This is a genomic window from Nocardia sp. CS682 (assembly GCF_004634405.1).
Lineage (GTDB): Bacteria > Actinomycetota > Actinomycetes > Mycobacteriales > Mycobacteriaceae > Nocardia > Nocardia ninae.
In genome coordinates this window covers 8,107,204-8,120,797 of record NZ_CP029710.1, presented here as the reverse complement: position 1 = coordinate 8,120,797, position 13,594 = coordinate 8,107,204, and the positions used below count along the sequence as shown (strand labels likewise).

Below are 13,594 nucleotides of genomic sequence, written 5' to 3'. Positions count from 1 at the left end.
ACGACTGAAGCCGCAGCTCCGACGTGTCGTTCAATCGCTTGCGAGTCGGATCCGGCTGTGAGCCGAGGATGGTGTACCCCGGCTTGCCAGATCGGATCGACGGGCGATTTCCAGGGCAGCATCGACGACACCGACTGCACTCGGAGGCTCTGACAAATGGAACCGCCTTCGCGCCGATACGACGAACCTCCCGAGATTCCGCGGAAATTGGAACCCATCGCTGTCGCGCTCGCAATCGGCGTACGCCCGGGCGTGGCCACCGACGATCAATCTGCAGGATCCTCCTCCACCACCAAACCTGGCGGCCGCGACGGGTACAGCGGCCGACGCGAGCCTCCCATACGGCCGCATCCAGCACCGCGGCATCAGCGAACGTTTCGAGATGGGCGTCCCCCGCACCGTCGAGCGCACGCAGCCGGAGCTCACACAGCAGTGGCCCGTCTCCGGCACTTGCACGTCTGACCGTGATGCGACAATGGCCTGATGGTTTGGCCGGATTTTGGAAACGTTTCTGACTCAGACATCCTGGTGTGGCATATACCGATGCAATCCGGTGCTATGCCGGTACTCGACGCTGAGGGTTTTAGCCCGCCCGAAGCTTGGGTGGAGGCGTTACATGCCGTTTCGCGGGACCTTCGATGCCTGCAGTACGGGGGCCGATTCGACAGCGGTGTTTTGGTTTGGGAACTATCGATCGACGGTAGCTACACCGTTGGGCTGGGATGGCGGCGCCCCGGTGGGAGCGATTTCTGGGACACGCGTGGCGGCGCATCGATGGATGCATCATTTGCGGAAGCAGCCGTATGGGCGGCTGGTGTGACTCAGGGTCAACTCGTCATCGGCCGAGAAGTTGTGCATTGGCCCAGTAAGGGTTGGAATCTGCTGACCGCGCAATTGATCGATGAGTTGCCTGTGTGGATTGATACATCTGACGGGTCGGTTATCAGCAGTATTGGGATGTTGTGCGAAGCAGAAGCCAATTGGTAGCTATCCATCCCATGTAATTTCACGTTATCTCGGAACTGCCGTCTGCGCTCCGCGTAAAATAGCCGAGCACACACGATGCAGCTACCGAATGCGGAAGATGTAAGTCATGTAGCACTCCGCGATTGTGATGCCATAAGCTAGTGTTCCATTTGCCTGCCTTTTGTCGTGTCTTGTTCTCGAATGAGCACCCCATCATCATTCGATAGTCCTTATTGTCGTCATGTCCAGTCGGAGCGAGATGGTATCGATAAGTGATCGCCTAGTTTTTGTGGCGCTCACTGTTGTCCTTGAACAAGAAGCGCCCTGTGCTAGGCGCAACGAGTAGGCGACGCAGTCTTTTTTAGTATTCAGTCCGTAGGCGGCTTCGTGAGAATATACGATTCACTGAGAGACCAATCCAAGGTTAGCAGGCGGGTGTCCATTCCATCCGCAGCTCTCCTGGCTCCGAATTCTCCGCGAGTAACGTTGCGTCTGTACTCATCGCCCGAATAGAACTCGAGGGTACCAGCATTGATATAGGCTTCATTCCTGGACGAGTTCAGCTGACCCGACCACGGAACACGACGAGGCTTCCGGTGTGTGTAGTGGTCACATCCGGCGTCCCGCCTGATCATCCTTTGCGGTGTTTGTCGTGATTCGGAGATTCCGGGGGTCGGCAAGGCAGAGCTGATCCCGTGTTGCCGCCACCCCGCTCCGATACTCCGCTTTTTATTCGTCTTCGTTCTCGATAATCGGCACGCAAGGAGAAAGTAAGGTGTCTGGCTCCACGGAGACCTGGCCGCGCCTCATAACAATCGCCTGGAACTCGTTGAATTTATCCGGGTCTTCGTCGTTTCGAATCCACAGCATGCCATAGGATCCCGGTGCTATCGTCCCGATTTCCTTGAATGCTTCGACGACGTTCCACTGCGGATGATTCTTGTAACCGGCGACGTGCAACTGGATCTTGCCGTTGACTCGCCGAAGATCTACGAGTCCGGACACGGTGTCGAACTCCGCCAGACGAGCTTCTACCGCCTCGTAAACTTCCGCACTGCGAGCCTGATCGTCATACTCGACATCATGTTGGGCAGTGAGCCAACCGTGGTACTCGAACATTCACTCTCCTTGCCTGATCAGAACGAAGTGGTGTCGATCACGACATCGACTCCGTATCGCGCCGAGTACTCGTACAGTTTGTCGATCACTCCCGGGCCGGGCTCTCCGTCGAAATGGTAGTACACCTTCCGGCCAGTCGCTCGAGCCGCTTCAAAGGATTCTTTGCCTTGATTTCTGAATGCTGAACCGAGTTGCTGCCCGCCGGGTTTCGCCTGTCCGATGAACTCGTCGCTGACCGCATCGAATTCTCGCCCGCTCGGATCATTGCCGAACTTGACTTGTGACTGACCACCGATCCGATCGGCCAGCTTGTCCGCGTCGGGATCGCGGCTGTTGATCTTCTGCAAGTCTCCGGAGTACTGCTCACTCTTCGGAAGTTGGTCAGGGTTGTTGCCCTGCTCCCCCGATGGACGGCTCGCTGGATCATCGCGGTTCTGCCTACCTTGTTCGGGCCGGCTCCCGTCCTTGTCCGCGCGGCCGCCCTCTGTTTCGGTACCGCGCTCGCTGTTCCCGTTGTTTCCCTTGTCGCCCTTTCCTCCACCGGATCGTCCTTCGCCGAGCAGAAACCGTCCCAGCAAGGAACCCGCGCGGGCGACGGATCCTTCGGCGAGCAGCGGTGCGAGTACGAGCGCTTGGGCTTCTTCGGTTGTCGCGAGGGCGCGGCCTTCATCGAGGGTGTTGGTGTCGGTGAGTTCGGTCCGGCCGTTGTTCTGACCGTAGCTGGACATGGTCAGGGTGGCTTCTTCGAAGGCTGTCACGATGTCGCCGTTGCTGTCGAAGGTCGTGCTCAGACCGTAGGTGACGCGGTCGCTGTTGGCGTAGGTGAAGCTGTTCGGGATGATGTTGCCGTCGCCGTCACGCGCTTGGGTGTAATACCTTGTGACGCCGTCGGCATCGGTGGTCGTGATCCCGTCGAGGGCGCCACGCGAGTCGTATCCGTAAACCTGGCGACCGCCGTCCGGCGTTTCGAAGGTCTGCGCAGAACGTGTCGAGGTCATCGGATCCGCGCCGGGGATGTGTGCGGTGGTGGTGGTCGTTGTGGTGTTGCCCTCCGTTGTCGATTGCTGAGCGGCGGACGCGCCCTGCCCCAGCAGCAGGGTTGTGATCGTCGGATCAACTTCGGTTTCCCCCTCCGCCAGTGGCGGTTTCACCGGCGCGGAAGTGGTGCGTGCGGGATAGTCGGGTGACAGTTCGGGTAGCACACCACATCAGCAACCTTTCAGCAACAGATCGCCATCATCCGTGCCCGAGCGATCGACCGCGGCGAGACAGCACCCGGCGTCGAGGCGGTCATCGATCATGTCGTCGCACCGCTGATGTACCGAATCCTCTTCCGCCCCGAGGGATTGAGCGCCGCACACGCCCGCCGCCTCGTGGCCGAAGTACTCGACTTCCAGGACCGACCCGGGCAGGAGTAACTGCTGCCGAGCGTTTCCTTGGCGTCCCGGCGGTGCTGGATGGCCCGCATTCAATGAACATCAGCTGCGCTGAATTTCGCTGCGACACAACGGAACCCCCCGGGGGGGGTGGCGCACTTTGCCGCAACGCACACGCCGAACCTGCTACTACCCGACACCGGTCGCATACATCCTCGCCGCCTACATGGCCTCGGGCACACAACAACTCAACGCGCGCACACGCCGAATTCAGCGGTAGCAGCGGTTCCGGTTACCACGTCGGGCGATCCACTCCAGCGCCCTAGCGAGACTCCAGCCGAGCGTGACCGCCAGGCAACCGTGGCAGTCGGCCTTGCATCTACGTATACATATGCTTATAGTGATTCTGTTACGACTTCCGGGATCTCCCAAACACCTTCTGCCGCAAAGGAACTGAGCATGAGTGAGGCTCTCCACACGATCGCGACGCTACCGACAGCGCGTCAGTCCGGCTGCCCGTTCGACCCTCCGGCCGAGCTGATCGAGGCACGTCGACACGGCCCGATCAGCCACTACACCTTCCCCGGCGGAAAACCCGGCTGGCTGGTCACCGGACACGACCTGGTCCGGTCGATCCTGTCCGACTCTCGATTCAGTTCGCGCAAGGAGCTCATGCTCCACCCGACCATCGACTACGCGGGCTTCGAGATCCCACCGGCACCGCCCGGCGAGTTCCTGCTCATGGACGACCCGCAGCACGGGCGTTGTCGGAAACCGCTGGCGAGCAAGTTCACCGCACGGCGCATGCGGCTGCTCACCGAACGCGTCGAGCAGATCACCACAGACCACCTCGACGCGATGGAGAAAACCGGGCCGCCAACGGACCTGGTGACGGCCTTCGCCAGGCCCATTCCCGCCATCATGATCTGTGAACTGCTGGGAGTGCCCTACCGGGACCGGGACTTCTTCCAGGAGAACGTGGAGTCGTTCATGGGCGGGGAGATCAGCGACGAGGACCTGATGGCAGCGGTTACCGCGACCTACGAGTACCTCACCGAACTGGTCGCCGCCAAGCGCGCCAACCCCACTGACGACGTGCTCAGCGAGCTCATCGACACCGATCTGACCGATGAGGAACTGCGGGGCATGGCCCTGGTTCTGCTGGCGGCAGGCTTGGACACCACCGCGAACATGCTGGCACTGGGCACCTTCGCGCTCCTGCGCCACCCGGGCCAACTCGCCGCGCTGCGCGCCGATCCCGCGCTCACCGACCAGGCAGTGGAGGAATTGCTGCGGTATCTCAGCGTCGCCAAGACCTCCATGAGGACAGCGCTGGAAGACGTCGAGCTGGCCGGCCAGACGATCAAGGCCGGGCAGGTGGTGATCGCGTCGTACCACACCGCCAATCACGACCCCGAGCGCTTCCCCGATCCGCACGCGCTCGATATCCACAGGCGGGCCGGCGGACACCTCGCCTTCGGTCACGGTGCCCACCACTGCCTGGGAGCGCAGCTCGCCCGCGTCGAAATGCGCGTCGCGTTCCCCGCTCTGATCAACAGGTTCCCCACCCTGCGCCTGGCCGTACCGGCCGACGAGGTGGCCCTGCGCCCGGAAACTGCGGACATCTTCGGGGTAAAGAGCCTGCCGGTCACCTGGGATGTGTGACCGCAGGATCCCTCGGGCAGGCGTTGTCGAAGGCGAACTGCAACGCGCGCATGAACTTTCGGGCGTTCGCTGGTCGCCGATCTCGCCCACTTATCGGCGGTCGAATACCGGCCTATTCAGGTTCTGGCCTACCCGGCAGCAAACAGCGCCCGCCGACCCCGGAACCTGGAAACCAGATCTGGCACGGATTGTGTGATCGATTTTGCTTGGATTGCCAACGGTTGCTTGTTGATTCATGATGTCGCTGGTGTTCTGATCCCGACGATCAGCAGTGGTTCGAGGCGATCCTGCCCGCCTGCCCCGAACTCGTTCGTCCGCGGCCTGCGCCGCGATTTTGACGCCGGCACTGCCTGAATCCTGTTGATTTCGCGACGACGAGGCATTAACACGGGCCGCTGCCTGGTGGGCGACGTAATCGCAGCTTCCGTCCGCGACAGCTGTTGCCGCACTGGGTATCCCGCGGACCGGCCGAGGGACCGCCGGGTAAATTGCCTCGCGGCAGGCAGCTTCGGGGCGTTACCCTCATACCATGGCGCGGCGGGTCATGTATGTGCAGCTCAAAAGCGGCTACGACACGGATCAGGGCCCGTCGTGGATCACGTGGGTTCGTTTCTCCAAGACTTGGAACACTGCGTATTTCCGCGGACGTACGCTGCGCCGTTGGCCAGGCATGTTCGACGCCAACTTCTACGACATCGAGACCGGTGAACATTTCTGGGTTTCCGGCCCGAAAAGAGATCGGACCGATGGACGGTACGGTCGCGTCCTGCCGGAGATCGACAACGACGCCCGGGGCCCGTACGGGAGGTTCTTACACGGAGCTCCGCTGCCCGGACGCGAACACGGATAGCGCCGGCCTGAACGTGCCACGCATCCAAGCCCGCCACCTGCCCTCCGAACAGTTAGGGCGTGAACCACCCCTGATTCGCAGTTCGCCCTCGAGGCGACCCTGGTGCGCGCACAACGCCCGCACAGTTCAGTACCGCAGCCGATCAGCAGAAGTGAAGAAGCCGTGAGCGATACCGCAGATTCGCACGATCCGCTTACCGATTTGAGTACATGGACGATCGAACGCCTTCAGGCATTGGTGGCAGTCGCCGGAGACCGGCAGCTCGAAGCCGTTCGCGTTGTCGCTCAGGGTCATGTCTACGACTTCGGCGAACCTTCAGACCTCCGCCGTCGATGGGCCAAGCTGTCGCTGTGGGCCAATGGACGGATGTCGGGCGAGGGTTCGGCGGGCCGCCAGCGGAAGGCTCAGAACAATTTCATGCTTCGCACGTGGGTCATAGACAAGCTCGGCCCAATCGCCGAAGACTCGGACTGGAGTCCCGAGGCACTCGCGACCCACACACTGTTTGAGCTTTCCCTAACCCCCCATCAAGCCCGCGCCCTCGGTGAGCGCTGGACCGAACTCCCCATCGACCAGATCAGAGAGCTGCGTCGACACAAGAACCTCACCGCCCACATCGAAAGACTCGCCGCACACCTGCAGCCGAGCGCCCTGCGGGACCAACTACTCGAGTGGGCACAGACACGCCGATACCTCCCGTGACCGACACCGCGCGAGGTATCGGCGTTGGCGGCGGAGCACGGCTGCGCCGCGCCGCCGTCGACATGCGCACGGCGTCGTCGATGTCCGAGGCGTGTGGCCGCGCTGCCGACTCCCTTGCGGCGCGGTGCTTGCCAAGGACCGTTGATTGGCACACACTGTCTCGGTAACTTATATGTAACCGAGCGTCTCGCTAACAACCTGCGGGCCCACAGATGCGGAGGACAGCGGTGTCCCTAGCGTTCGATACCGGCGCCGAACAGCTCGAACTCGCCTACGACGTGCGGGGTCACGGGCCGACACTGATCCTGCTGCACGGGCTCGTGCACCGACGGCACGCCTGGGATCCGGTGGCCGAGCGGCTGGCCCGCCATCGCCGAGTCGTCACGGTGGACCTGCCCGGGCACGGTGACTCGCCCGAACTGCCCGAGGACGCTGATGTTCTCGAAGGCTCGATCGAACGGCTGGCGCGTTTCGTCCGCGCGGTGACCCCGCCCGGCGAGAAACCGCATCTTGCGGGCAATTCACTCGGCGGTTATCTCGCGCTGGAGCTCGCCTGCCGCGGTATGGCCGAATCGGTGACGGCGCTCTCGCCCGCGGGCTTCGCCCTCGGAGCGCTCGACCACCGGCGTTCGGTCGCGATGTTCACGGCCCTGCGCACCGCTGTACGCCTGATGACCGCGGATCGGGTGAGCGCCGCGCTGGTGCGCGCGCCGCTGCGGGCGATACTGCTCGCGGCGTTCTATGCGCGAGGATGGAAGGCCGATCCGGTCACCGCGGCCATCGACGTCCGGTCGCTGCTCGACAATGCGGTCATCGACCGAGCGACGAGCGCGCCGGTCCCGAGGTTCACCGACCCCGCGACCGTGGATTGCCCGATCACCATCGCCTGGGGTCGGCGTGATCTCATCCTGCCGGTGTATCAGGTGCGGCAGGCCCGCAAGTTGTTCCCACAGGCCACCATGCTCACCCTGCCCGGGCTCGGCCACGTGCCCATGCCGGACGATCCGGCGCTGATCGGTGCTGTGCTGCTGGCAGGCAGCTCCTGACCATCCGGCGCACCACGCGGCGGCGTGAAAGGCATTGACCGGCCACCTCGATGACCATGGGATATGGTCGGGCGACAGCGTCGATATGGCAGCCCCCGGGTAGCCCAGCACGCTGGTCTGCCAAGCCCAGTTAGGGCACAAGCCGGGCCACCACCAGCGCGAAGTCATGGACGTCACCTGGACGGCTCAGGAAGGATTTCGATCCATCGCCTGAACCGTCCCTCGCGCGCCTTCGACCCCATCACCCCCGCGCGCGCTCGATCGGGGACAAACGTTGGCCAGCAGCTGATCTCGCGAACCCGCGCGCACGCCGGTGAGCGGGCTTGTGGATGGTGTGGCTGGTCATTGCGGCAGAGCCGCGGCGGGGATCGGGGTACCGTTTTTCCATGCAGCTCCATCACGTGTTCTGCATGGTCGACCCGGCCGGCGACTGGGCACGGCGCTTGTCCGAGGCAAGGCTGGTGCTCGACCAAGGCACCCGCCATCGCGGGCAGGGAACACGAAACCGCCGGCTTCCCTTGGGACCGCTGTATCTGGAGCTGCTGTGGGTATGCGACCGCGCCGAAGCTGCAAGCAACCCGCTGCGGCTGGACCGGCGCACCGACTGGTGCCGAACCGGCGCAAGCCCGTTCGGAGTGGGCCTGCGCGGACAGCTGCCCGAGCATCTGCGCGACCAGTTCTGGTTGTACAACGACCTCGGATTCCCCATCTGGGTCCAACGGGGCGCCCCCGAACTCCCGATGGTGTTCGTGATCGACCCTCCCCCGCAGCAGCCCGAAAACCCTTCCTGCACCGCGTCTTCCCGGACCGGCATGATCCGATCGATCTGCCTGCAAGCCACCGCGGCCGCCGTCATCCCGCGCTACGACGGGCCTGCCATCACGCAAACGGTCGGGCCTGCCCGTCTGGACCTGGTCCTCGACGGCGGACCCGATATCGACATCACCGATATCCTCGCTTTGCGAACCCACCAGAACTCGACGGCCTGCCCGTGAACACGCAGTCCACCGCGTAGCGGGGCTGATCAACGTGGCCAGTCTGACCGCCTACGCGCCCATGCCCGGAATGGCAGTGTATGCGGCGGCGAAAGCCTTCGTCCCGTCCTTCACCGGCGCTCTGTGGGCCGAGGCTCACGACAGCCGCCTGCGAGTTCTGTGCCTGTCACCAGGTCCTCCCAGTAGCGAGTTCTACCGGGTCTCGGGCACCTCCGACCAGGGCTTCCGCTTCCAGACCCCCGAACAGGTCGTAGACACCGCCTTCCGTGCCTTGCGCACCGACTGCCCTACCGTCGTGTCCGGCCGCATCAACGCCCTCGCCGCCGTTCTGATGCACTCGCTGCCCAGAAGGCTGGCGCTTGCCCTGACAGCACGTGTCCAACTAGCCGAATTGAGTGCGTTGACGGGCTTTGGATGTTTCGGCCGGGGGTTTGGTCCCGTTTGGTGTTCCGGTGACAGGTGCCCCGCCGCAATGACCTGAAAACCACGCTGGGCCCTGGGCAGCGAGGATGCTCACACCGGAATGGCGTGCTGGGTGACGTAATGCAGGATCAGTGTTTCGATCGATCGGCGGAAGGAGCCCTGCTGCCGCTCGCTCAAAGTGCTTGCCAGATCGCCGATCTCGGCTCGGACCGCGTCGCGTGCGCCTACTCGGTGTGGGAACCGGACTGCTGCGTATTGCCGAGACCGACACCGAGATCGCCGGCACGCCGATCGCCGCCGGAGACTACATAGTGGTGTCCGTCCAGGGCGCGAACCACGACCCGGCCCAGTTCCCCGATCCCGACCGGTTCGACCTCCGGCGTGACACCCGCGAGCACCTGGGCTTCGGCTTCGGTCCGCACCGGTGCGTCGGCCAGCAGCTGGCCAGGCTGGAACTGACGGTGGTCTTCAACACCCTGGCGCGCCGCATCCCGTCCCTGCGCCTGGCGGTGCCGCTCGAGGAAGTCACGTTCAAGACCGGGACCCCCAACACCTCACCGGCACACTTGCCGGTCGCTTGGGACGAGATCCGGCCCGGCTAGCGATGATGATTTGACTTCGAGTTGGTCACGCTCGGGTTCACCGGAACGGTTCGCGGAACACCTTTACGGAACACCCGCGACCTGGGCCGAACCGGTGCGGCGGGGTACTCCGTTCGATCGCCATACGGAACAGAAGGGGTGAGTCGGAATGCGAGGTTCGTATGCCGACGCTGACGCCGCCCGTGTCGGGATCGATCGGCCCGGCGGCCGCGAGGCCGACGCCGAGCTATGATCACGTAGTCGCGAAAAGCGATGTTCCGTGGGTTCTTCCGCAGGACATCGTTCGTACATCGATCCAGATGGTTCTGATCGTTGAGCGTCTCCTTGCTGAGACCGGGCATCCCGTCCGCTCCCGGCACTGACCATCGCCGGCATGTGCCGGCGCGACAGAGGAGCGCAGCATGCAGAGGACCATTGCCATTGTCGGAGCGGGACTGGGCGGGTTGACGCTCGCCCGGGTACTTCAGGCTCACGGCGTCGCCGCGACGATCTACGACGCGGACGCAGGGCGGCCTGCTCGACATCCACGAAGAGACCGGCCAGGTCGCGCTTCGTGCAGCCGGTCTACACGACGAGTTTTTAACTCTGGTCCGCCCAGGCGAGGACGCCAAGCGGGTGGTCGACCGCCACGGCACGATTCTGCTCGATATTCCTGCGGACCGCGGTTCGGTCCGTCCCGAGGTGGACCGTGGCGAACTCAGGCGCCTGCTCATCGACTCACTGGCGCCCGGGACGATCAGGTGGGGTCACCAGCTCGCCTCGATCCGGCACGGTGCGGAGGGGGGCTACGACCTCACCTTCGCGGAAGGTTCCGCCACACACGCCGACATCGTCATCGGCGCGGACGGTGCCTGGTCGAAGGTGCGTCCGCTGCTCACCCCCCCCAAGCCGCTCTACAGCGGAATCTGCTTTGTCGAGATCGCTCTCGCCTCAGGCAGCCAGAACTGTCGGGCGAGCGTGGCCGCGATCGGCAGCGGCACCCTGATGGCGGTCGCGCCGGGCAAAGGCATCATCGCCCATCGCTACGCCGACGGGCGCGTGTCCGGATACGTGGCGCTGAACAAGCCCGAGGAGTGGATGAGGTCGATCGACTTCGGCGACCCGGCCGCGGGCCTGCGTCGACTTGCCGACGAGTTCGCTGGCTGGTCGCCGCTGCTCACCGCCTTCGTGACCGAGAGCGACGCGCAACCGTGGCTCCGACCCATCTATGCCCTGCCCGTCGGGCTCGCATGGGGCAGGGTGCCCGGCGCGACGCTCGTCGGCGACGCCGCGCATCTGATGTCGCCCTTCGCTGGCGAGGGCGCGAACCTCGCCATGTACGACGGCGCTGACCTGGCAAGCAAGCTGATCGAGCAGCCCGACATCGAAGTCGCGCTCACCGCCTACGAAAAGCGGCTGTTCCTGAGTAGTAGCGACGCCGCCGGCCGCGCGGCGAATAACCTGGAGATCTTCTTCGGCCCGGAAGCACCGCAGAGCGTAGTCACCCTGTTCGATCACTCCTGACACTCAAACCCGGTTTCGCGATCTCGGTTGTTCCAGAACGCCGTGACCGCCACGACGGTTACAAAGGCGCGCCGGGCCAAGGCCAGTTGGACCGGTGCTGGCCGTCCGGATGCGGCTGCCTCGCGTAGCGCGCTACCTGCTCCGCACCCGAAGATTCTGGCCGGGCGCGGAGCGGATCCCGCGTCGTCGTCCGCGTCAGCGGGCGGGCAATTCAGTTGACTGATGAGGGTGGGATGATGCCGAATCGACATGGCCGCAACGCTTTTCGAGTACTACGAGCGGGACGGTCACCAGCGCCAGACCGGCACCGATCCACGGGATGGCGATGATCGATGCGCCCGCTCCCAAGGCAGCTCCGGCCAGTAGTGGGACCAGGCTGATCCCGAGTTGGAACGCTGACACCGTGGTGGCGCCCGCGAGGGTCGGGGCGTCGGCGGCGAGGGCGAAGACCCGGCCGTAGATTGCGGGGTTCAGGACGAATCCAGCGACACCGAGCAGCAGGACGACGGGGGTGACGACGAGTGCGCTGCCGGCTCCGGCGGCCAGAAGCACGGAGGCCGCGGCGATGCCGGTGGCTCCGATGAGCATGGCGCGGTGCGGAAGACGATCCGAGATCCGCCCACCGACCGCCAAGCCGATGTAGGAGCCCACTCCGAACAGCACCAACACCGGTGCCACCCAGATTTCACCGATTCCGGTGACTGTGATGAGGAGCTCGGCCAGGTAGTTGAAGGTGACCATGTAGGCGGCGGTGCTCAGCAAAGTGATCGCGTAGACGAGCCACAGCCGAGTGTTTCGCAGGGTGGCGAGTTCGGTGCCGATGTCGATGTTCTTCGCCGCCGAGGTCGGCGGCATGGTCAGGGCGACCGCGATCGCCGCGCCGACCGTGAGCGCGATCACCAGCCAGAATCCGCCCTGCCAGCCGGTCCAGTAACCGATCAGGGTGCCGACCGGGCCACCCAGGATCATCGCCAGGCCGAGTCCACTGACCACCACACCCGATGCGCGCGCCGCCCGGTCCGCCGGCACCAGGCCGACGGCGGTCGACGCCGCGACCGCGAAGAATCCAGCGTAGGCGAGACCAGCGGCGAAGCGGGTGATCAACAGCGCCGGGTAGCTGCCGATGATCAAGCCGATCGCGAGGCACGCCGCGAACGCCACCTGCGTCACGACGAGCGCGAGGCGCCGGGGCCAGCGGAGGCTGAGAATCGCGAACGGCGGCCCGCCCACAACGACCCCGATGGCGAAGCTGGTGATCAGCCCGCCCACCGCGGCCATGCTGACATCGATGTCGGCGGCGACCGCGGGCAGGACGCCCGCCAGCAGGAACTCGGCGCTGCCCATGGCGAACAGGCCGAACGCCATGAGGTACACACTGACTGGAAGAAATCTCGTCTCCGCGGTGGCATGGGCGCCGGATACGTTGACAGTCATCGGATTTCACTGACCTTCGCTCGAACTGATGGGGAGATTCAGCGTGCGCGACCCAGTCGGAATGTGGCAAAAACTGTTGCCGAATCTGGAACAGACACCAAGTGCGAGCGCCGTAACCCGCGCGAATCTCCATGCGGCTCAAAGCCGTCGGCGTCGACAACTCGAACCCGGTTCGGCGGGCGGGTTGCCTTGCTCCTCGAGCTCACTGCAGGGTTTGCCCGGGTAGAGCCTGCGGATAGGACGTGAGGAAGACGACCTCACTGATCAGACACGGTCAGCCGGTTTCGACCATCTCGCGCAGGGCGCGGAATTCCGCGGCGAGGGCGTCGAGTGTGTAGTGGGCGTTGAGGCCACTGGGGTTGGGCAGCACCCACACCGCGGTATCACCGATCCGTTCGGGTTGGGGGCCGATCGTGGTGCGCGGACGACCGAAAGCCGTGCGGTAGGCGCCGATACCGAGTACGGCCAGGACTCGCGGTTGATACTGCTCGACCCGATCGACCAGGGCGCGTCCGCCGGCGCGCAGTTCGTCGGCGGTCAGCTGCTCGGCTTTGGCGGTCGTGCGTGCGGCCACATTCGTGATCCCCAAGCCCAAGTCGAGCAGTTCTCGCTGTTCGTCGGGTTGGAGTAGGCGCGGCGTGAAGCCGGACCGATATAAGGCCGGCCAGAACCGATTTCCCGGACGAGCAAAGTGATATCCGGTGGCCCCGGACCACAGGCCCGGATTGATTCCACAGAACAGCACATGCAAGTCGGGCCCGATCACATCGGGAACAGTCTTGTCCTGCGCCGCGGCCAGATCCGCGGGCGACGGCCGAGCTGAAGAACCAGAACCCATGGCCTCAGTCTGCCCGGTCCCCCACCGACCACCCGCCGCAGGGCGCGGCATACAGGCTCGCTCGCTGCCGATCTG

At 64.4% G+C, this 13,594-nt stretch carries 14 protein-coding genes; 10 read left to right on the top strand and 4 right to left on the bottom strand.

Translation table 11 applies throughout. The features are described 5' to 3' along the window. Positions 1–483: 483 nt before the first annotated feature. Positions 484–987, top strand: coding sequence for a hypothetical protein (locus tag DMB37_RS36825; RefSeq protein WP_135236645.1), 504 nt, complete (start codon positions 484–486; stop codon positions 985–987). A 708-nt stretch (positions 988–1,695) separates the two neighbouring features. On the opposite strand, the gene DMB37_RS36820 is transcribed toward DMB37_RS36825, so the two are convergent. Both DMB37_RS36820 and DMB37_RS36815 read right to left on the bottom strand, forming a co-directional pair. Further along, positions 1,696–2,085 carry an Imm7 family immunity protein gene (locus DMB37_RS36820; RefSeq protein ID WP_135236644.1) on the bottom strand — a complete coding sequence of 130 codons (390 nt, stop codon included), beginning with the start codon at positions 2,083–2,085 and terminating at the stop codon, positions 1,696–1,698. A 17-nt stretch (positions 2,086–2,102) separates the two neighbouring features. Further along, on the bottom strand, positions 2,103–3,287 hold the full coding sequence (locus DMB37_RS36815; protein WP_135236643.1) for a restriction endonuclease fold toxin: 1,185 nt from the start codon (positions 3,285–3,287) through the stop codon (positions 2,103–2,105). Positions 3,288–3,314: 27 nt separating this feature from the next. Here DMB37_RS36815 and DMB37_RS42090 point away from each other — a divergent pair, with 27 nt between their 5' ends. From DMB37_RS42090 to DMB37_RS36765, 9 genes are all read left to right on the top strand, one after another. Next, positions 3,315–3,503, top strand: coding sequence for a TetR-like C-terminal domain-containing protein (locus tag DMB37_RS42090; protein ID WP_135238052.1), 189 nt, complete (start codon positions 3,315–3,317; stop codon positions 3,501–3,503). A gap of 417 nt (positions 3,504–3,920) precedes the next feature. Further along, positions 3,921–5,126, top strand: a complete 1,206-nt coding sequence (locus tag DMB37_RS36805) for a cytochrome P450 (protein WP_135236642.1) — start codon at positions 3,921–3,923, stop codon at positions 5,124–5,126. 529 nt (positions 5,127–5,655) lie between these two features. Next, positions 5,656–5,976 (top strand): hypothetical protein, encoded by a 321-nt coding sequence (locus tag DMB37_RS36800; protein ID WP_135236641.1) that lies wholly within the window; start codon positions 5,656–5,658, stop codon positions 5,974–5,976. Positions 5,977–6,138: 162 nt separating this feature from the next. Continuing rightward, positions 6,139–6,678 (top strand): hypothetical protein, encoded by a 540-nt coding sequence (locus tag DMB37_RS36795; RefSeq protein WP_135236640.1) that lies wholly within the window; start codon positions 6,139–6,141, stop codon positions 6,676–6,678. A 227-nt stretch (positions 6,679–6,905) separates the two neighbouring features. Next, entirely contained in the window at positions 6,906–7,724 is an 819-nt protein-coding gene (locus tag DMB37_RS36790) for an alpha/beta fold hydrolase (RefSeq protein WP_240771834.1), read from the top strand. A gap of 329 nt (positions 7,725–8,053) precedes the next feature. Beyond that, a complete protein-coding gene (locus DMB37_RS36785) occupies positions 8,054–8,719 on the top strand; it encodes a VOC family protein (RefSeq protein WP_135236638.1) in 666 nt (221 codons plus the stop codon). 34 nt (positions 8,720–8,753) lie between these two features. Beyond that, a complete protein-coding gene (locus DMB37_RS42085) occupies positions 8,754–9,200 on the top strand; it encodes an SDR family NAD(P)-dependent oxidoreductase (RefSeq protein ID WP_206055105.1) in 447 nt (148 codons plus the stop codon). Positions 9,201–9,375: 175 nt separating this feature from the next. After that, positions 9,376–9,744 carry a cytochrome P450 gene (locus DMB37_RS36770; protein ID WP_240771826.1) on the top strand — a complete coding sequence of 123 codons (369 nt, stop codon included), beginning with the start codon at positions 9,376–9,378 and terminating at the stop codon, positions 9,742–9,744. A 615-nt stretch (positions 9,745–10,359) separates the two neighbouring features. Continuing rightward, positions 10,360–11,247, top strand: a complete 888-nt coding sequence (locus DMB37_RS36765; RefSeq protein ID WP_240771825.1) for an FAD-dependent monooxygenase — start codon at positions 10,360–10,362, stop codon at positions 11,245–11,247. Between the two features lie 195 nt (positions 11,248–11,442). Here DMB37_RS36765 and DMB37_RS36760 read toward each other — a convergent pair whose 3' ends face one another. Then, positions 11,443–12,681 carry an MFS transporter gene (locus DMB37_RS36760; RefSeq protein ID WP_135236636.1) on the bottom strand — a complete coding sequence of 413 codons (1,239 nt, stop codon included), beginning with the start codon at positions 12,679–12,681 and terminating at the stop codon, positions 11,443–11,445. A gap of 274 nt (positions 12,682–12,955) precedes the next feature. Then, the gene (gene mug / locus DMB37_RS36755; protein ID WP_135236635.1) at positions 12,956–13,519 is read right to left on the bottom strand and encodes a G/U mismatch-specific DNA glycosylase; all 564 of its coding nucleotides are present in this window, start codon (positions 13,517–13,519) and stop codon (positions 12,956–12,958) included. Positions 13,520–13,594: the final 75 nt, after the last annotated feature.

Coding starts and splice junctions, on each gene's coding strand:
- DMB37_RS36760 (WP_135236636.1), bottom strand. CDS start 12,681: ATGACTGTCAACGTATCCGGCGCCCATGCCACCGCGGAGACGAGATTT.
- DMB37_RS36800 (WP_135236641.1), top strand. CDS start 5,656: ATGGCGCGGCGGGTCATGTATGTGCAGCTCAAAAGCGGCTACGACACG.
- mug (WP_135236635.1), bottom strand. CDS start 13,519: ATGGGTTCTGGTTCTTCAGCTCGGCCGTCGCCCGCGGATCTGGCCGCG.
- DMB37_RS36820 (WP_135236644.1), bottom strand. CDS start 2,085: ATGTTCGAGTACCACGGTTGGCTCACTGCCCAACATGATGTCGAGTAT.
- DMB37_RS36785 (WP_135236638.1), top strand. CDS start 8,054: ATGGTGTGGCTGGTCATTGCGGCAGAGCCGCGGCGGGGATCGGGGTAC.
- DMB37_RS36825 (WP_135236645.1), top strand. CDS start 484: ATGGTTTGGCCGGATTTTGGAAACGTTTCTGACTCAGACATCCTGGTG.
- DMB37_RS36805 (WP_135236642.1), top strand. CDS start 3,921: ATGAGTGAGGCTCTCCACACGATCGCGACGCTACCGACAGCGCGTCAG.